Here is an 18,204-nt window from a genome sequence, read left to right on the forward strand (position 1 = left end):
ATCACCGCATGATGAAAGGATCGGGGATCGGATCGTCGGAGGTCCGGAGCCAGATGGTCTTGGTCCTCGTATAGTCGAGCGCGGCGGCAAGCCCGCCCTCGCGGCCCTGGCCGGACTGGCCGTAGCCGCCGAAAGGCGCGATCGGCGAGACGGCACGATAGGTGTTGACCCAGACGATGCCGGCCCGGATGCGCCTGATCATGCGGTGGGCGCGGGCAAGGTTGGACGTGAAGACGCCGGACGCAAGCCCGTAAGGCGTGCCGTTGGCGAGGCCGACGGCCTCGTCCTCGGTCTTGAAGGACAGCACCGACAGCACCGGCCCGAAGAGTTCGGTCTCCGCCGAAGGCGCGGCGACGTCATCGCAATCGAGGATGGTCGGCAGATAATAGAAGCCCTCGCCCTGTCCGTTTCGACCGCCGGTCACCAGCCGCGCGCCGGCCGCAAGCGAAGCGGCCACCACGCTTTCGATATGATCGCGCTGGCGGCGGGTGCAAAGCGGGCCGACTTCGCTCGACATGTCGAGCGGCGCGCCGATGCGGATCGCCTCCGCTTTCGTCTTCAGCAGTTGAAGGAAACGATCCTTGACGGAAGCCTCGACGATAAGGCGCGAACCCGCCACGCAGCTCTGGCCCGTCGCAGCGAAGATGCCGGCGACCTGCGCATTGGCCGCGCTTTCGAGATCGGCGTCGGCAAAGACCACGAAGGGGGACTTGCCGCCGAGTTCCAGCGAGGTGGTGGCGAGGTTTTCCGCCGAATTGCGCACCACCTGCGCGGCGGTGGAGGGACCGCCGGTGAAGGCGATATGGTCGACGCCCGGATGACGCGTCAACGCGCTGCCGCAGGTCGGGCCGAAACCGGTGACGATGTTGAACACCCCCGCCGGGAAGCCCGCATCATGCACGAGGCGGGCAAATTCGAGCAGCGGCGCCGGCCCGTCTTCCGAGGCCTTGACGACGAGCGTGCAGCCGGCAGCGAGCGCCGGCCCGATCTTGACGGCGGCGAGAAAGAGCTGGCTGTTCCAGGGAACGATCGCCGCGACCACGCCGACCGGCTCCCGGCGCGTCCAGACGTCCATGTCCGCCTTGTCGATGGCAAGCGTCGCGCCCTCGATCTTGTCGGCAAGGCCGGCATAATAGCGATAGTAATCGGCCACATAGGCGATCTGCGCCGAGGTTTCCCGGATGATCTTGCCGGTGTCGCGGGTCTCCAGTTCGGCAAGGCGCTGGGCGTTGGCCTGCACCAGATCGGCAAGCCTGTAGAGCAGTTTTCCGCGCGCCGTCGCGGTCATGGCCGGCCATTCCCCGGCCCACAGGGCATGCTGCGCGGCTTTCACGGCGCGGTCGACATCGCCCTCGCGCGCTTCCGGCATCGAGGCCCACGTCTTGCCGGTGGCGGGATCGAGCGAATCGAAGCGGGCCGTCCCGTCCTCGAATACGCCGTCTATATATTGCTGGAACATCTGCATGGCCGCCTCACCGGAACGCCGGCATGACATCGGCGATGAAGCGCTCGAGCGAAGCCTTCTTGCGCTCGAAGCTCATGCCGGTGTCGATCCAGAAGGAATATTCGTCATAGCCGAGGTCCTCGTAGACCTTCAGGCGCTGAATGACGTCGCCTGCCGTGCCGATCGGCATGTTTTCACGCATCTTCTGCGGCGCGAGATTGGGATTGGCGGCAAGCTCTTCCTCCGAAAGGCGCTCGATGAGGCCCTGTTCGATCGGCCGCTCGTTTTTGAACCAGGCGAAGAAGTAATTGTAATAGGTGCTGATCTCCTTCGCCGCCCTTTCGATATCGGCCGCGTCGGAGCCGACATAGGTGTGCTGGAGCAGCATGATCTTCGGCCGCGGCATGTCCGGGGCCTTCTTGCAGGCCGCCTCGAAACGCTCCATCAGGCTGGCGATTTCCGCCTCGCCGTTGGCAAGCGGCGTGCACTGCACGTTGCAGCCGTTGGCGACGGCGAATTCATGGCTGTTCGGATCGCGTGCTGCGACCCAGATCGGCGGATGCGGCTGCTGCACGGGCTTCGGCGCGGAGGTCGTCTTCGGAAACGTCCAGAACTCGCCGTCATGGGCGTAATCCCCTTCCCAGAGGCCCTTCACGGCGGGGATCAGCTCGCGCATCCGCTGGCCCGCGCCCCAGGCGTCGAGGCCCGGCAGCAGGCGTTCGTATTCGAAGCTGTAGGCGCCGCGCGCGACGCCGACGTCGAGGCGCCCGCCGGCGATGATGTCGGTCATCGCCGCCTCGCCCGCCAGCTTGATCGGATGCCAGAACGGCGCGATCACCGTGCCGGTCCCGAGCCGCACGTTGCGGGTGCGGCGGGCGAGATCGGCGATACTGACGAAAGGATTGGGGGCAATGGTGAAATCCATCGCATGGTGCTCGCCGGTCCAGATCGCATGCATGCCGCCCCGGTCGGCGATCTCGCACAGCGCGATGAACTCGTCATAGAGCTGCTGATGGTTCTGGCTGGCATCCAGCCGCTCCATATGGACAAACAGCGAGAATTTCATGGATTCACCCTTTGACGGCCACAGCGTGGACGCGACCCTTTTCCTGATTGCCGAAATAGATGCCGAAGTTGCCGAACGGGCTTTCCGCGCCGTAGCGCCGAACGATATCGCGCACGGCGGAATCGGGTATCGCCGCAAGCGGCGGCGACTGGATCGGGAAGAATGCCCCGTTCTTCAGCGGCCCCTCCCCCAGTTCGGCGCGATAGACGACATGCTGCCGGCCGGTCGCGGTATCCTCATAGACGGAATAGAGGAGCCCGGTCTGGACGGCCAGCCCCGTCTCTTCCGCCACATAGCGTTCGAGCGCCTCGAGGCCGTCGCTTTCATCTTTCTCGACGAAAGGCAGCGTCCAGCCACCCATGCCGTCCTCGACGAGGAGGATCTCCCCGTTGCGCACCGCTACGGCCCCGAGCAGCAGGCCGCCGTCGACGGAGGCAAGCAGGCTCTTGTCGGCGAGCGTGGGGGTGAAATAGCCGCCGCGGGCATAGCCGAGCCCTGTCTTGCCGCTGTTGTCGAAACCCTCGACACGGCCAATCAGGATGACATGATCGCCGGCATCCACCACATCGTGCGTCGAGCAATCGAACCAGGCCGCGACATCGGCGAAAACCGGCGCGCCATTCGGCCCCTTGCGCCAGTCGACGGTCGCGAAGCGATCCTCCACCGGACGGGCGAACGTATTGGAAACGCCCTTCTGGTCTTCTGACAGTATGTTGACACCGAAACCCCTGGCGCCTGTCAGCACCGCGTAATTGCGCGAGGTCTTGGCGAGGCAGACGAGGAGAAGCGGGGGATCGAGCGAGACGCTCGTAAAGCTGTTGGCGGTAAAGCCGATGGGATCGCCTTCGTCGTTGACCGTCGTGACCACGGTCACGCCCGTCAGGAAGGCGCCGAAGGCATCACGCAGGGTTCTGGGGTCAAATTTCATTCTCCACCTCCCAATGAAGCCAGTCGACGAGCGCCCGGTTCACCGCCTCGGGCGCGGTGAGATTCACCATATGGCGATGCCCCTCGATCACGACGGCGCGGCCATGCGGGGCGGCGGCGGCCATTTCCCTCGCCATTCCGGCCGTCGAGTTCAGATCGCCGGCGCCGGTGAGGAACAGCGCCGGAAATGCCACGTTCGGCCAGCAATGGGAATAGAGCGAATCCCCGGTCGCAAAGGCCTGATAGGCGGCCGCATAGCCCGCCGGATCGACGGCATTCAGCAAGTCGCGCGTCAGAGAATGGGCCTCGCTTGTCCGCTCGTCGGGAGAAAACCAGCGCAGGAGCGGAGCCTCCCGGTCGAAGACGCCCGAAGCGATTTCCCTCGCCCGCGCCTCCACGGCCTTGCGCGCGGCCGCGCTGCGGCGATGGACGCCGTTGAGCAGGGCCACCCGCTTCACCCGTTCGGGCGCGGTCGCCGCAATGCCGGTCGCGATCAGCGCGCCCATCGAATGGCCGACGACACTGACAGGCCCCGTCCCAAGAGCGTCGAGAGTCCGGTCGAACCATTCGACGAAATGCGCAAGCTGCGGCGGCGCACCAAGCGGGGCCGACTGGCCGTGCCCGGGAAGATCGACGGCAATGACCCGAAAATCCTCCGCGAGCCGGTCGATCTGCGGAGCCCACGCCTCGATCCGCATCCCCACCCCGTGAACGAGGACGACGGTCTCGCCCCGCCGGCCCCGGTCGAGATAGGCCGCACCCGACGATGTCCTAGACCGCGGCAGGGTTTGCAACATCGTGACCCAGCTCCTGAAGGTCCTGGTAACGGTCGCCGATACGATGATGCGGCCGGCCGCCGATCGAAGCACCGAGCGCGACGACGATCTCGTCGGCGGCCGGCGCATCGGGGATGGCGCACTGGATCGTCAGGTAATGCGAACGGCGTCCTTCGTCGTTCTTGTCCATCAGCGGGATCATGACCGGGGCATTCGCCGGGCCGCGCGTGTTGCAGAAGGCGAGATAGGATTTGGCGCCCACCGCCGAGCGGTAGTGGTTTCCGAAACGCAGCGTATGGATCAGCGCCGAGGCATGTTCGATCTCGCCATCGAGCCCGACGACCGCCGACTTGCCATAGGCCTCCACGACCTCGCCGGAGCCGGCCGTATCGATGATCATCTTCGTCAGCAACTCACCGAGAACGGGGGCCAGCTCGTTGATGCCCGGCTTCAGATCCTCCACGAAGCCGCGGCCCGCCCAGGGATTCCTGACGACGGCCATGGCGGCGATCAGCTTCAGCGGCACAGGCGCAGCCCGGCCGCCTTCGATCAGCGTCGTCTCTACGTGCAAAAGGGTCTTGCGAATGGTCGGCGCCACGGGAAACTCCTGTCAATTCATCTAGTCGTATGTTGGTATACCATACGACAGCGTGTCAAGAGCTTGTGCCCGGGATTTTTTGCGGCTACACCAAGCCATGAGCAAGAACGCTGCAAATCTGGCCGCCCTTCGAATCAACAATCCGCCAGCCACCCTGCGGGAGATCGCGCTCGACCGGATGCGGCGCGCAATCATCAGCGGCCTGTTCGAGCCCGGCGAACGCCTCGTCGAGCGCACGCTTTGCGACCAGCTCGGCGTTTCGCGCTCGGTGATCCGCGAGGTCATCCGCCATCTGGAGGCGGAAGGGCTTGTGGAAATGCTTGCAAAACAGGGGCCGATCGTGGCGCGGCTCGACTGGAACGACGCCCGCCAGATCTACGATATCCGCGCCGCACTCGAATCGAGGGCAGTCGCCGACTGCGCGCGCCTGGCCGACGCGCAGGTGAAGACGCGGCTGAAAAAGGCGCTGGACGACCTCGACCGCACCTCGCGGCAGAATTCCCCTCCGGGCATCCTGGACGCCACCACCGAGTTCTATCGGATCATCTTCGAGGCCAGCGGCCACAATATCGCCTGGGATATCGTCAGCCGGCTGAACAGCCGTATCTCACGGCTGCGCGTGATGACGCTCTCGACAGCCAGCCGCACGGTTTCCGGCCCTGCCCAGATCCGGGAGATTTTCGCCTTCATCGACAAGAACGATCCGGAAGCGGCAGCCGCCGCCTGCCGCCAGCATGTCACGGCCGCGGCAAGGATCGCCGAAACCCTTCTGGGACCGACGGAATAGAAAGAGCCGTCCGGAAAGCCCCGTCAGACGAACTGGGCCACATAATCCCGGATATCGAACACCCCGTCCTTCTGCCGCAGATGAGGCGGGAATTCCGGATCCATGCGCAGGTAGGCGTTGGGCTCTGCTGCAGACTGCTGGTCCGGGCTCGCCTGCGTCAATCTGGAACGCACGTCGGCCGGCAGCAGCTTCAATGTATCCCCGCCGATGATCGGATCGAGGATGATGGGAGCGGTCGAGAATTCGAAGGCATCACGCGCAGCACTCACGATACCGGCCAGCTTGCAGATATTGTCATACATCTGCTCGGGCAGCGGGGGAGTGCCGTAAAGCGACATGCGATGATACATGACATAGGCCTCGGCCCAGTTATGCGCGTCGATATGCAGACGCAGGGCCACGCCCTGGCGGACCAGCATGAACCGGTTTATCTTCTCCTGGAGCAGGCCGCGATTGTCGGAGAGAGGATCTTGTTTCCGCATCGTTTTTGACGCCAGATATTCCAGGCCGCCACGATATTTATCCCACTCGAACATGCATTCGTGATTTCCCTGCTGCAAGCGGGGATCATCCGATGCCGCCGTGACTCGCGCAAATGGCTCCGCCAGGAACAGCATGTCCGCCTGCTCGAGCGCCCGCCCCGTATAGAAGAAAGCCCAGAAAATGAACGGCGTGGCCTTCGAAATGGACCGGCTCAGGACGTCCCGGCGGATAATCATGAATTCCGGAAAGACGTGGGAGTCGAAAATCATATCCAGAAGAGACCGGAAATTCCCGCGCTCATGCCGGATCGCACCGCCCGGGACCTTGTAGAACGGCCCGGCGTTGCGGCTTACCCCGCCCCGCTCGTCGACCAGCATCCAGGGCGCCTGCACCACGCCGAGCGCCGGATCCTCCTCCATGATCCGGACGTATTCGATCACCTTTTCCGGGATCAGCAGATCGTCGTCTCCCAGAAACGTCGCATATTTGCCCCGCGCCCGCCGCATGGCGAAGGCATAGTTACTCACAAAGCCGGAATTCTTCACGCGCCGGAAGGCGCTTATTTCAGGGTTTTCCGAAATCTCTTCCAGATATTGCGCCGTTCCGTCCGTCGAGCAGTCGTCGACGATCACGATCTCGAAGGGGATGCCGATCGTCCGAAAGGCTTCCAGGTGAAACTCGACATTTCGCTGAAGCAGGAATTGCCTGTTGTATGTCGGCACGCAAATGGACAGGAGGGGGGATTGTAGCAGCTGCATCAGTGTCTCCGGAAGACTTCGGACGAAAGGGTCCTCGCTCAGATGGCATTATCGGTTCATTGGCTTTCGCGGAACTGGAGAGGAAGGCGCGCATACCACCACCCGGCCACCGGCGGCAGGAACGAGCATTCCGGACCGGCGCCCAGCCTGCAACAGTTTTGCCCGGATCCGAATGCCGAAAACGCTTGCGATAAGACTGGATGAGCGCGTTTTACGGAGCGTAAAGCCACCCGCAATGCTGCGCCTCAAGATTGTCTATCGGCGGAAGTCATTTTCCGGCCTGTAATATATTCAATCCGGTCTTCTGGAGGCAACTCCAGAAAGATTCCAAAAATCCCAAAACTACACATATCAAGCGCCTCGTTTCACACTGAAACGATCACCATTTAGGTTGAGGATTGAGAGCCTGCTATGATCGTCAACCACCTCTGCAAGATCAATCATTTTCCTATTGTTCCAACTAAGGCAGGCTAGATCATCGTTGATTTTGACCCAGGAAGCCTGTTGCTGTCCTTGGACTAAAACGCGAAAATTTTCGTCCAAGGTAACGCTCTGTCCGGTGTCCGTTATCCAGGTTCCGACAAAGTTTTCCATCCTCGAAAAGAAAGAGGCGGCTCCTGGAAGATTAGTAATGACACACACAATCTGATCCGGCCTGCCCCGTCTTGGTATAATCGCCGCTAACTCGTAACGTTGACTAATCGTCTTGAAAAGAGCAAGCCACTGACCAGGATGCAGAACCGCGCAATGACTATGACCGTCATCATAACACGCGATTACATGGTAATTTATCTGCGCACTGTGATGCAGTTTATGTATGATATTCGGCAAATCCTGCGGCTTGAAATGCTCCAACACGTCAGCGGAACAACATATATCACCTTCATATATCTCATCGGTCAAAGCGTTCGTTTGCACAAACTCGACCTTACTTGGCAACTCATCGAGAAGCGGTGACCTGGCCCAATCCAACCCAATTATACGCTCGACAGACGACGAGGCGATTTTATGCAAAAATTTCCCATTCCCGCACCCAAGCTCTACAATCGTCTTCGGATTGGCCGACATGATGATATCACTGTGATCAACAAGCCAATTGTTGGTTTGGTATCCCTCATCGTTGTCATGTAACATCTGATAGTCTGAGGCAGTGATATTCCGATGGCGGACCGAACTATCTAATCCCGAGGCATAGCCGGAGCGCAATAGCTCAGAGTCGATAGCGTCTCGCAGTGAACCATTCTCATGTAAATTAATCGCCAGCGCGGCATAAGCAGAGTAGGCTTCGTTCGTGATCCGTTTTATGGCCTTATTATTAATTTGATTCTCAAGGCTGGAGTGCTGTAGCATCAAGGCAAACTCGACCGCACGTGCATTCTCATCGCGTTGCCGTTGCGACGGGCGGTCCATCTCTGAATGTGCGGAACTTAACTTCACTGCTTCTTCGGCAATCTCTCGTAATTTTGCAATCTCCGCCTGCATCTGCATGTTGGCGCTACGCAGCTGTTCAATCTGACCGTATGCAGCAAAAAGTGCACTGTTACTATCTTCTGGGAGAGGGCCCTCGCTCGCGGTTAGATTCGATAGAGCTTCATTTACCCGACGATCGACAGATTGCTGATCATATATAGAGAAACAGCATTCATCGAGATAATATGCCAGGAATTTTTTTCTTTGCTCATCGGAGATCGAGGACTGATCCGTGAATGCTTTCTCAATATCCTCTACATCGTGGAGCCATGTGGTAACACTTTCATACTCACTGGACGCAAAGCTAAAAATAGGCTTCCCGTACAGCAGAGCTTCCAAGCCAACTCCAGAATTACCAATCAGGACTGCCTGGCACGATTCCAGGTGGAGATGAACTGACGCGGAAGATACCTGGACATTTCTGTATCGGTTCACGACCTCGGCAAGCGCACGCGTTACTAATTCGTTACGGCACAATGGATGGCGCTTGACGACGAGTGCAACATCCGATTGGTCAGCCAATTCTGCGGCCTTGTCCAAAACCACCAATGGCTGAATTCGGTTAAACTCGCTGACCGGATCATCAAGCAGTTGGAGAGGAAAATACACGTAAGGTTTATCTGATCGAAACGGCTCATCGGATTGACGATACTTTGATAAATTTCCTCTGCGGAGATTTTCTTTTAGCGATGAGACGAATTTTTCTGCAGCAATAATATTCTTGCTTGCTATACGATTTCGGTGGGTTTCTGGCGAGCGGGATAATGAACTCCAACCAGAGTAGCCGCTAGCATCAAAAGAATAAAATCCTGCTATCGAAGTCTCCTTTATTCTCCAAACATTCTCAACGTTCCCGATAGAATGAAAAGAGAAGGTCGCACCGCCTTTTGGAGCACTTCGAGGCGCGCGATATGAACCCCATGTCACGATCGATAGCTTCACATCTGTAGGCAATTTCGCAAGCGCGACGCTCAGCACTGTAAACATCTGCCGATGACGATCACCATCCAGCGGATTGCGAAACCATGCTTCAGGAACTTCCAAGCTCACAGGTAAACGCTTGGTGGAAATAGCCTGACTTCCTGCGTTCATAGATTGCCCATCTGTTTGGCTTGTAGAGTTCTGGAAATGATCGCGCATTGAGAGGATACCTCGAGGACCTTGACCCACTAATCGCAATCCAGGCTGGTGCCAAGCTGGATTTATTCTCGTCTTCAGCCAAAGAATGAAACCTTGAATTAGCTCCCGAAAGACCGGGACATGCTCCAGCACTTAGCAAAGATTGAGGAGCAGTTTCAGTATTATGACGAGCATCAACGACAGGGGAGGATTTAAAATATATAAATTATATCAACATCTTGAGAGATATCTCATGAGCATAACGTTGATGTAAAGAGTGCGATAAGCTCCCATTCCCGATCCGTAACATCGCTTGCATATCGACACGGCGCACGGACATACTTCCATCGGGTAATTTCAGCCTGACCATCATGGTCTCCATCGAAACTTTGAAAATCTGAAGGAAACACAATTGGCTGAAATCACGCAGTCCTTTTTGAGGTTGCCTCCTACCCACCTGCCGTCCCGCGAACTGAAGCTGAATACGTTTCTCGCCGCATCCTGCAGCGGCCTTTCACATATCGGAATGCGAGAGAACAGCTCGAAATCATGACAACAGGCCAGGAAGCATAACCTGAACGTCGAACTTGTTGAGGTCGAATGACTAAAGGAAAAGTCCTGAATAAGAAGATCTGGAGCAGGCCGCATGCGCTCGACGACCGGCACGCCCCGGCAGCCTCCCACAAAATCCCGGCATAAAAGGCATGACCCATGCGAGAATTTGACATCATCGTCGTCGGAGCCGGCTTCTTCGGCGCCACCATTGCCGAACGCGTCGCCAATAGCCTCGGCAAACGCGTTTTGCTTCTGGACCGGCGTCCGCACATCGGCGGCAACGCCTATAGCGAGGACAATCGCGAGACCGGGATCGAGGTCCACAAATACGGCGCCCATCTGTTTCACACGCCCAACAAGGCTGTCTGGGACTATCTGAACGGCTTCACGGCGTTCACAAGCTATCAGCATCGGGTATTCTCCACCCATAAGGGGCAGGTCTATGCCATGCCGATCAATCTGGGCACGATCTGCCAGTTCTTCGGCCACCGCATGAGCCCGGACGAAGCCCGCGCCCTCGTCGCGAAACAGGCGTCGGAAGTCAGTGGCAGGGTTCCAGAAAATCTGGAGGAAAAAGCCATCTCCCTGATCGGGCGGCCGCTTTATGAAGCGTTCATCCGGGGGTACACGGCCAAGCAATGGCAAACCGATCCGCGTGAATTGCCGGAATCGATCATCACGAGACTGCCGGTCCGTTACGATTTCAACAGCCGCTATTTCAACGACCCGTATGAGGGACTTCCCGTCGATGGCTATACCGCCATTTTCCACAGGATGCTGGCCAACCCGCTGATCGAGGTTCGGCTGGGCGTCGATTACTTCGACATCCGCGCCGATATTCCCGCGGGAAAACCCGTGGTCTACACGGGGCCTATCGACCGGTACTTCGGTTACAGGGCCGGTGAATTGAAATGGCGCACGATCGATTTCGAGGAAGAGGTTCTTCCCGTCGGTGATTTTCAGGGAACCGCCGTGATGAACTATGCCGATGAGGACATTCCCTACACCCGCATTCTCGAGTTCCGTCATTTCAATCCGGAAAGACGATACCAGACGGAAAAGACGGTGGTCGTGAAGGAATATTCCCGGGCCGCCGGACGTTCCGACGAACCGTATTATCCCGTCGATACCGCCGAGGATAAGAAAACCTATCGCCTGTACAAGGAACTGGCGGCTGGCGAGAAGGACACCATTTTCGGCGGCCGGCTCGGATCATACCGCTATCTCGACATGCATCAGGCCATTGGCGCCGCGCTGAAGTCGTTCGAGGCGGATGTCAGGCCGTCCCTGATCGGCGCGTGAACCGATACCCTGGGGCCATCGTCTTCCGCCCGCCCGCCTTCATCGCTGCTCAAAGTGCATATTCGTTGGCGAGTGTTATGTGGTGGTGGATGCGGCCTTCGAAGAATTGCGCAAGGACGGCGTCGGTCGCTGCGCGTGCGCGCGCACGCGCCGGGCTTGCCAGCGCCTCTTCCACGGCCGCAAGACTTGGATAGTTGACGGCAAGGATCATCGGATATTCCGGCGCGCCGTCGTCCCTGGCTTCGGCAAACGAGACGCGCACATCGGTGGCATGCGGAAACTGCTTCCATTCCGGCAGGATGCGTTCGATGACGGCCTTGCGGAAGGCCTCCGTCCGGCCATCCTTCACCTTGCCCTCGAACAGGGCGAAACGCGTGATCATTCGAAGTTCTCCTTTTTCGGTCCGCGGAAGAATTCCATCAGCGCCGCCTGGTCCTCGCCGCCGAGGCCCGAGGCGGTCAGCATGCGATGGATTTCGGCGCAAAGGGCGGTGAGCGGCATGGCGGTATGGGTGCGCCGCGCCAGATCCTGCGCGCCGGCAAGGTCTTTCACCATGTTGTCGATACGGCCGGTACGGCGATAATCCTTCGCCGCGAAGCGGGGCATGTATTCCTGCAGGATGGCGCTGTCGGCGCGCCCGCCCTTCAGCGCCTGCGGGATTTTCGCCGCATCGACGCCGGCGTCGAGCGCCAGTTGCGTCGCCTCGGCGACCGCGAGGAAGCCGAGGCCGCACAGCACCTGATTGATCAGCTTGGTCGTCTGGCCCGCGCCGACCGGCCCCATATGCGTATAATTGGCGGCGACATGCCGGAGAACCGCATGGGCGTCCGCCACATCCCGGGCCTCGCCTCCTGCCATCAGCGCGAGTTCGCCGGCAAGCGCCTTGGGCGCGCCGCCCGAAAGCGGGCTGTCGACCCAGCGCAATCCCTTCCCGGCCGCCTCCGCCGCCAGTTCCTTCGTCATGTCCGGATCGATCGAGGACATGTCGATGATCAGCGTTCCGCGCCTTGCTCCCGCCGCCACGCCCTCCGGTCCGAAAACCGCGCGACGGACGATCGCCGGCGAATTGAGACTGAGAACGACATAGTCGCTGACGGCGGCCGCTTCGGCGGCCGTCGGGGCGGCCGTGGCGCCCCGTCGCACCAGCTCGTTCACCTTCCCCTCGTCGAGGTCGAAAACGGCCAGGCGATTGCCGGTCTCCACCAGCCGGCGGCCGATGGCCCCGCCCATGGCCCCTGCGCCGATCAGCGCCACGCTGTTCGTCATGGTCGGGTCTCCTTCAGTTTCGCGGCAATCGTGTCCACGAGCGTTTCAAGCGGCCTGTCGATATCGACGGTGATCGCATCTTCATCATCCTCGGGCGGTTCGAGCGCTTCGAACTGGCTGTCGAGAAGGCTCGCCGGCATGAAATGGCCGGCGCGCGCGCCCATGCGGGCGGCGATCAGCGCCCGGCTGCCGGCAAGATGGACGAAGGTGACGGGCGCGCCGGCTTCCTCGCGGATACGATCGCGGTAGCGGCGCTTCAGCGCCGAGCAGCCGAAGATAAGGATACCGTCCGCTTTAGCGAACCTTTGGCCGATCAGGGTGAGCCAGGGCCAGCGATCATCGTCCGTCAGCGGCTCGCCGCGGCTCATTCTGGCGATGTTCTCCGGCGGATGCAGATCGTCGCCGTCGAGATAGACGGCGTCGATGCGGGCCGCGAGCGCCGCGCCGACGGCGGACTTGCCGCTGCCGGCGACACCCATCAGGACGATGCGGCTCGGGACGGTCGGCTGCGCCATCTCAGAGCGAGGCCGTTATGCCGCCATCGACATAGAGCACATGCCCGTTGACGAAGGCGGACGCATCGGAGGAAAGGAAGATGCAGGCGCCGACCAGTTCCTCCACCTTGCCCCAGCGGCCGGCCGGGGTGCGCTTTTCCAGCCAGTCGGAAAAGGCCGGATCGGCGACGAGGGCGGCGTTCAGCGGCGTGTCGAAATAGCCGGGCGCAATCGCGTTGCATTGCAGGCCGTATCGGGCCCAGTCGGTGGCCATGCCCTTGGTGAGGTTGCCGACGGCGCCTTTGGTCGCGGTATAGGGGGCGATCCCCGGACGGGCGAGCGCGGTCTGGACGCTCGCGATATTGATGATCTTGCCCGCGCCGCGCCCGATCATGTGGCGGGCGACGGCCTGGCCGACATTGAAGACCGTCGCGATATTGGTCTTCAGCAGGCGCTCGAAAGCATCGGCCGGAAAATCCTCCAGCGGCGCGCGGTGCTGCATGCCGGCATTGTTGACGAGGATGTCGATGGCGCCGACCTCTGCCTCGAAAGCATCGACCGCCCTGCGCGCCGCCTCGTGGTCGGTGGCGTCGAAGGCGAGCGTGTGCTTCGCGCCGAGGTCCTTCGCGGCGGCCGCCAGCCTGGTCTCGTCGCGGCCGTTGAGGATGATCCCGGCCCCGGCGGCGGCAAGCCCCCTGGCGAGCGCATGGCCGATCCCCTGCGAAGAGCCGGTGACAAGGGCCCGCTTGCCCGTCAGGTCGAAAAGTTGCGTGCTCATGAGCGTGTCCTCAGGAAAATGCGATCTGCGTCTTCATCGACCGGCTCTTGTCCGAAGCGATCTCGAAGGCCGTCCGGGCATCGGCAAGCGGCAGCGTATGGGTGATCAGCGGCTTGACGTCGATCAGCCCGCCCTGCATCAGGCGGACGGCGGTGGCGAATTCCTCATGGAAGCGGAAGGAGCCGCGAAGCTCCAGTTCCCTGGCGGTGATCATCATCATCGGCAGGGCCATCTCGCTGCCGAGCCCGAGCTGCACGACGACGCCACGCGGCCTGAGCGCCTGAAGGCCGGCCACGAGCGCGGGCTCAGCACCCGAGCATTCGTAGAGCACGTCGAAGCTTCCCTTGTCCCGGCCATAAGGGACAAGGCCGTCCGGATCGTCGCCAAGATCAATCGTGCGATCCGCGCCGGCCGTGCGGGCAAAGCCGAGCGCCCGTTGCGACAGGTCGGCGGCGACGATCTCGACGGCGCCCGCTCTCCTGGCGGAAAGGATCGACAGCACGCCGATCGGGCCGCAGCCGGTGACGAGGACGCGCTTGCCCAGCATCTCGCCGGCCCGGCGCGTGGCGTGCAACGTCACGGCGAGCGGCTCGGCCATCGCCGCTTCGCCCGCCGAAAGGCCGTCGGCCTTCACGCATTGGCTGGCCTTCACCACCAGCCGCTCGCGGAATGCGCCCTGGATATGCGGAAACGGCATGGCCGAGCCGTAAAAGCGCATGTCGGTGCAATGGTTCGCCAGCCCCTTGAGGCAATAGTCGCAGGCCCCGCACGGCCGCGAGGGCGAGACGGCGACGAGATCGCCGACCGCAAGGCCCGGGACGCCTTCGCCGAGCGCCGCGACATGGCCGGAGACCTCATGGCCGAGGATCATCGGTTCCCTGAGCCGCACCGTGCCGAAACCGCCGTGATTGTAATAATGCAGATCCGAACCGCAGATGCCGCCGGCGGCAAGGCGGATTTCCACCTCGCCGTGGCCGGGCGCCTTCACGGCGCTGTCTTCGACCCGCAGGTCCCTGGCCGCATGGATGACGATCGCTTTCATCGGGTCTCCTCACAAAACCGGCGTGGGCAGCGGCCGGCCCGCGAAATGGGCCGACAGGTTGTCGAAGACGAGCTGGCCCATCGCCTTTCGGGTCTCCACCGTTCCGGACGCATGGTGCGGTTGCAAAAGCACATTGTCGAGAGCCCCGAAGCGCGGATCGAGGTTCGGCTCGCCTTCAAAGACGTCTAGCGCCGCCGCGCCGAGCGCCCCGCTTTCCAGCGCGTCCAGAAGGGCCGTCTCGTCGATGTTGGAAGCGCGCGAGACATTGATCAGCATGCCCTGCGGCCCGAGCGCCTCGATGACCCTGCGGCCGACGATATGGCGCGTCTCGGCGGAAGCGGCGAGCGTGACGAAGAGGAAATCGGAACGTTCGGCAAGCGCGACCGGATCGGCGACGAAGCGCCAGCTTTCCGCTGCCTTCTCCTTCGGCGAACGGCTGCTATAGGCGATCTCCATGTCGAAGCCCGCAAGGCGCCGCGCCACCTCGAAGCCGATGCCGCCGAGGCCGAGAATGCCGGCGCGCTTGCCGTGCACCTGCGAGGTGAGGCGGAAAGCGCCCCTTCGCGCCCAGTCGCCGCTGCGCGCCCAGCGCTCCGCACCGATCACGCCGCGCGCCTGCGCCAGCATCATGGCGACGGCGAGATCGGCGACATCCTTCGTCAGCACATCCGGCGTATTGGTGACGCGGATACCGCGTTCGCGCGCCGCGGCGAGGTCCACCGCGTCATAGCCGACACCGTAGACCGAGATGATCTCCAGCTTCGGCAGCGCCGAAATCAGCGCCCGGTCCGCTCCCAGTTCCCCGCGCGTCGCAATCGCCCGGATCTCGGCGCCATGCCCGGCCAGGAACGCCGCCCGGTCCGAAGCCTCGAAATAACGATGGACCCGGAAATGCGCATCCAGACGCGCCTCGTCCCAGTCAGGATACGCCCCAACCTGCAACAGCTCGATCTGCGTCAAAAGAATTCCTCCGGACTTGACGTTTCTATGAAAGTTGGAAGGCAGGGGTTGCTCCACCCCGACGCTCAGCCCACTTCCGAGCGCAGGAAGGCTTGCAGTTCCGGCGTTTTCGGCGCGGAGAAGAACTCCGCCGACGGCCCTTCCTCATGGATGACGCCGTCCTTCATGAAGATCGTCCGGTTGGCGACGCGCCGCGCAAATCCCATTTCATGGGTCACGAGCAGCATCGTCATGCCGTCGCGGGCCAGGCTCTCGATGACGGCGAGCACCTCGCCCGTCAGCTCCGGATCGAGCGCCGAGGTCACCTCGTCGAACAGCAGCACCTGCGGCTGCATGGCGAGCGAACGGGCGATGGCGACGCGCTGCTGCTGGCCGCCGGACAGCATGTCCGGATAGGCGTCGAAGCGATCGCCGAGCCCGACAAGCGACAGGCAGCGCTGGGCCTCGTCGCGGGCGGCCTTTCGGGAAAGACCCTTCACCTGAACGGGGGCCAGCATGATGTTTTCGCCGGCCGTCAGATGGGGAAAGAGATTGTAGCTCTGGAAGACGATGCCGACATCGCGCCGGAGTTTCCGCAATTCGGCCGGCTTGCTGGACATGCGGTGTCCGGCCACCTCGATTTCTCCGGCATCAATGGTTTCAAGGCCGTTCAGGCAGCGCAGAAAGGTGCTCTTGCCGGAACCGCTGCGGCCGATCAGGGCGACCACCTCTCCGCCTTCGACCGTGAGCGACACGCCCTTCAGCACCTGGAGAGCGCCGAAGCTCTTGTGGATGTTCTTTGCGACGACAACGGACATTTCGGACCTCTTTATGATGGGGCGCCCTGCGGGCGCCCCTCGACACTGTCGATCAGAACGACGGCAGTTCCGGGATGGGCGTCTTCATCCACTTCTCGTAGATCTCACCCAGTTCGCCGCTCTGCTTGTGGACGAAGAGCACGGTGTTGAGCCAATGCAGCAGGTCCGGCTCGTTGCGCCGCAGGCCAACGCCGTAGAAGCTTTCGAGATAGGTCAGCTTCTCCTCGAAACCCCTGTCGGGGTAGCGTTCCTGCAACTGCGCGGCGATATAGTTCACCGTGCCGATCGCATCGACCTGACCGGAGACGAGCGCATTGAGCGTCGTGCTGTCGTCATCGAAGCGGACGAGTTCCATGCCTTCGACATTCGCGGCCGACAGGATCTTTTCATGCGCCGTGCCGCGCGGCACGCCGACACGCTTGCCGGCGAGATCCTCCAGGCTTTTGACCTCGGTGCCGGCCGGCGCGATGATGATCGACTTGTGGCCGCCATAGGGGTTGGAGAAGGCGACCGAAAGCGCCCGCTCGGTGTAGATACCGAAGCTCGCCACGACGAAGTCGACCTTGCCCGTCTGCAACGACGGCACGCGGCTCTGGCCGGTGACGGGCACCAGTTCGAGTTCGACGCCGAGATCCTTGGCCAGCAGCTTGGCGACATCGACATCGAGCCCGTCGGGCTGCATCTGCTCGTTGGTGATGCCGAAGGGCGGCACCGACAGATCGACGCCGATCATCACCTTCTTGCGGGCGATGATGTCGTCGAGGGACGAGGCCGACGCGCTAGCGGCGCCGACGGTGATGGCAAGAAGCCCGACGAGGGGCAGGAGAAGGGATTTCAGGCGCATGGTCTATCCTCTCAGTTAGGAGTTCCGGTTTGTTTGAACGGCCTTCTGCGTGCCGTTCGGTGATGGGATTCTCGCAGCGATCATGTTCGCGCACCCCCGCGGGCCGTGCGCCGCTCGAGCCAGAGGCTCAGTTGCGTCAGCGGGAAGCAGACGGCGAAATAGAGGGCGGCCACGCTCAGGAAAGCCTTCAGCGGTTCGAATGTGGCGTTGCTGACGAGCTGGCCGGCGCGGGTGATCTCGATGAAGCCGATGATCGAGGCGAGCGACGTCTGCTTGATGATCTGCACCAGGAAGCCGACGGTCGACGGCAGGGCGAGGCGGATCGCCTGCGGCGCGATGACGAAGCGCAACGTCTTGTAGGGCGTCAGCGCCAGCGCATCGGCGCTCTCCCATTGCGCCTTCGGAATGGCCCTGAGCGCGCTTTCCCAGATGGCGCCGAGGAAGGCGCTGGAATTGATGGTGAGCGCGACGGCGGCCGCCGTCAACGCCGCGATCTCGAGGCCGACGAGCGAAGGCGCATAGTAGCAGAGGAACAGCAGCACGAGCAGCGGCAGCCCCTGGATCACCTGCATATAGAACGTGGTGACAGCACGCAGGACCCTGCTGCGGGCGATGCGCAGGAGCGCCAGAACGATCCCCATGATGCCGCCGCCGATGAAGGCGATGACGGTCAGCGTCAGCGTCCAGCGCAGCGCATAGACGATGAACAGGAATTCGGGGGAGCCGAACGTGCGCATC

At 61.7% G+C, this 18,204-nt stretch carries 18 protein-coding genes; 2 read left to right on the plus strand and 16 right to left on the minus strand.

Annotated elements, in window-relative coordinates:
* Window position 1: 1 nt before the first annotated feature.
* The 5 genes from KYK29_RS06005 to KYK29_RS06025 are packed head-to-tail and all read right to left on the minus strand — an operon-like array spanning window position 2 to window position 4,811.
* Window positions 2-1,465 carry an aldehyde dehydrogenase gene (locus KYK29_RS06005; RefSeq protein ID WP_254689920.1) on the minus strand — a complete coding sequence of 488 codons (1,464 nt, stop codon included), beginning with the start codon at window positions 1,463-1,465 and terminating at the stop codon, window positions 2-4.
* 7 nt (window positions 1,466-1,472) lie between these two features.
* On the minus strand, window positions 1,473-2,510 hold the full coding sequence (locus KYK29_RS06010; protein ID WP_254689921.1) for an LLM class flavin-dependent oxidoreductase: 1,038 nt from the start codon (window positions 2,508-2,510) through the stop codon (window positions 1,473-1,475).
* A gap of 4 nt (window positions 2,511-2,514) precedes the next feature.
* Window positions 2,515-3,438, minus strand: a complete 924-nt coding sequence (locus KYK29_RS06015) for a flavin reductase (protein ID WP_254689922.1) — start codon at window positions 3,436-3,438, stop codon at window positions 2,515-2,517.
* The gene (locus KYK29_RS06020; RefSeq protein ID WP_254689923.1) at window positions 3,428-4,234 is read right to left on the minus strand and encodes an alpha/beta fold hydrolase; all 807 of its coding nucleotides are present in this window, start codon (window positions 4,232-4,234) and stop codon (window positions 3,428-3,430) included. Before KYK29_RS06020 ends, KYK29_RS06015 begins: the two co-directional genes overlap by 11 nt.
* On the minus strand, window positions 4,209-4,811 hold the full coding sequence (locus KYK29_RS06025; RefSeq protein ID WP_254689924.1) for an amino acid synthesis family protein: 603 nt from the start codon (window positions 4,809-4,811) through the stop codon (window positions 4,209-4,211). The genes KYK29_RS06020 and KYK29_RS06025 overlap by 26 nt, the downstream gene beginning before the upstream one ends.
* A gap of 97 nt (window positions 4,812-4,908) precedes the next feature.
* On the opposite strand from KYK29_RS06025, the gene KYK29_RS06030 reads away from it, so the two are divergent.
* A complete protein-coding gene (locus tag KYK29_RS06030) occupies window positions 4,909-5,598 on the plus strand; it encodes a GntR family transcriptional regulator (RefSeq protein WP_254689925.1) in 690 nt (229 codons plus the stop codon).
* A 23-nt stretch (window positions 5,599-5,621) separates the two neighbouring features.
* Here the strand turns inward: KYK29_RS06030 and KYK29_RS06035 are convergent, their stop codons facing one another.
* Together KYK29_RS06035 and KYK29_RS06040 are read right to left on the minus strand one after the other, a co-directional pair.
* Window positions 5,622-6,839: a glycosyltransferase family 2 protein gene (locus KYK29_RS06035; protein ID WP_254689926.1), complete on the minus strand. Its 1,218-nt coding sequence runs from the start codon at window positions 6,837-6,839 to the stop codon at window positions 5,622-5,624.
* Between the two features lie 351 nt (window positions 6,840-7,190).
* On the minus strand, window positions 7,191-9,449 hold the full coding sequence (locus KYK29_RS06040) for a capsular polysaccharide export protein, LipB/KpsS family (protein ID WP_254689927.1): 2,259 nt from the start codon (window positions 9,447-9,449) through the stop codon (window positions 7,191-7,193).
* A 690-nt stretch (window positions 9,450-10,139) separates the two neighbouring features.
* Here KYK29_RS06040 and glf point away from each other — a divergent pair.
* Complete coding sequence (glf, locus tag KYK29_RS06045; RefSeq protein WP_254689928.1) at window positions 10,140-11,285, plus strand: UDP-galactopyranose mutase; 1,146 nt, start codon at window positions 10,140-10,142, stop codon at window positions 11,283-11,285.
* A gap of 49 nt (window positions 11,286-11,334) precedes the next feature.
* Here glf and KYK29_RS06050 read toward each other — a convergent pair whose 3' ends face one another.
* The 9 genes from KYK29_RS06050 to KYK29_RS06090 all read right to left on the minus strand — a co-directional run bounded on the left by KYK29_RS06050 (window position 11,335) and on the right by KYK29_RS06090 (window position 18,203).
* The gene (locus KYK29_RS06050; RefSeq protein ID WP_254689929.1) at window positions 11,335-11,667 is read right to left on the minus strand and encodes a hypothetical protein; all 333 of its coding nucleotides are present in this window, start codon (window positions 11,665-11,667) and stop codon (window positions 11,335-11,337) included.
* A complete protein-coding gene (locus tag KYK29_RS06055) occupies window positions 11,664-12,551 on the minus strand; it encodes an NAD(P)-dependent oxidoreductase (protein WP_254689930.1) in 888 nt (295 codons plus the stop codon). The genes KYK29_RS06050 and KYK29_RS06055 overlap by 4 nt, the downstream gene beginning before the upstream one ends.
* Window positions 12,548-13,066 carry a gluconokinase gene (locus KYK29_RS06060; RefSeq protein ID WP_254689931.1) on the minus strand — a complete coding sequence of 173 codons (519 nt, stop codon included), beginning with the start codon at window positions 13,064-13,066 and terminating at the stop codon, window positions 12,548-12,550. The genes KYK29_RS06055 and KYK29_RS06060 overlap by 4 nt, the downstream gene beginning before the upstream one ends.
* 1 nt (window position 13,067) lies before the next feature.
* The gene (locus KYK29_RS06065; protein WP_254689932.1) at window positions 13,068-13,823 is read right to left on the minus strand and encodes an SDR family oxidoreductase; all 756 of its coding nucleotides are present in this window, start codon (window positions 13,821-13,823) and stop codon (window positions 13,068-13,070) included.
* A 10-nt stretch (window positions 13,824-13,833) separates the two neighbouring features.
* Complete coding sequence (locus KYK29_RS06070) at window positions 13,834-14,865, minus strand: L-idonate 5-dehydrogenase (RefSeq protein ID WP_254689933.1); 1,032 nt, start codon at window positions 14,863-14,865, stop codon at window positions 13,834-13,836.
* A gap of 9 nt (window positions 14,866-14,874) precedes the next feature.
* The gene (locus tag KYK29_RS06075; protein ID WP_254689934.1) at window positions 14,875-15,825 is read right to left on the minus strand and encodes a 2-hydroxyacid dehydrogenase; all 951 of its coding nucleotides are present in this window, start codon (window positions 15,823-15,825) and stop codon (window positions 14,875-14,877) included.
* 65 nt (window positions 15,826-15,890) lie between these two features.
* Window positions 15,891-16,622, minus strand: a complete 732-nt coding sequence (locus KYK29_RS06080) for an amino acid ABC transporter ATP-binding protein (protein ID WP_254689935.1) — start codon at window positions 16,620-16,622, stop codon at window positions 15,891-15,893.
* A gap of 52 nt (window positions 16,623-16,674) precedes the next feature.
* Window positions 16,675-17,466: a transporter substrate-binding domain-containing protein gene (locus KYK29_RS06085; protein ID WP_254689936.1), complete on the minus strand. Its 792-nt coding sequence runs from the start codon at window positions 17,464-17,466 to the stop codon at window positions 16,675-16,677.
* An 80-nt stretch (window positions 17,467-17,546) separates the two neighbouring features.
* Window positions 17,547-18,203 carry an amino acid ABC transporter permease gene (locus tag KYK29_RS06090; RefSeq protein WP_254689937.1) on the minus strand — a complete coding sequence of 219 codons (657 nt, stop codon included), beginning with the start codon at window positions 18,201-18,203 and terminating at the stop codon, window positions 17,547-17,549.
* Window position 18,204 lies beyond the last annotated feature (1 nt).

This window comes from Shinella daejeonensis, from assembly GCF_024281235.1.
In the GTDB taxonomy this organism is placed as follows: Bacteria; Pseudomonadota; Alphaproteobacteria; order Rhizobiales; family Rhizobiaceae; genus Shinella; species Shinella daejeonensis.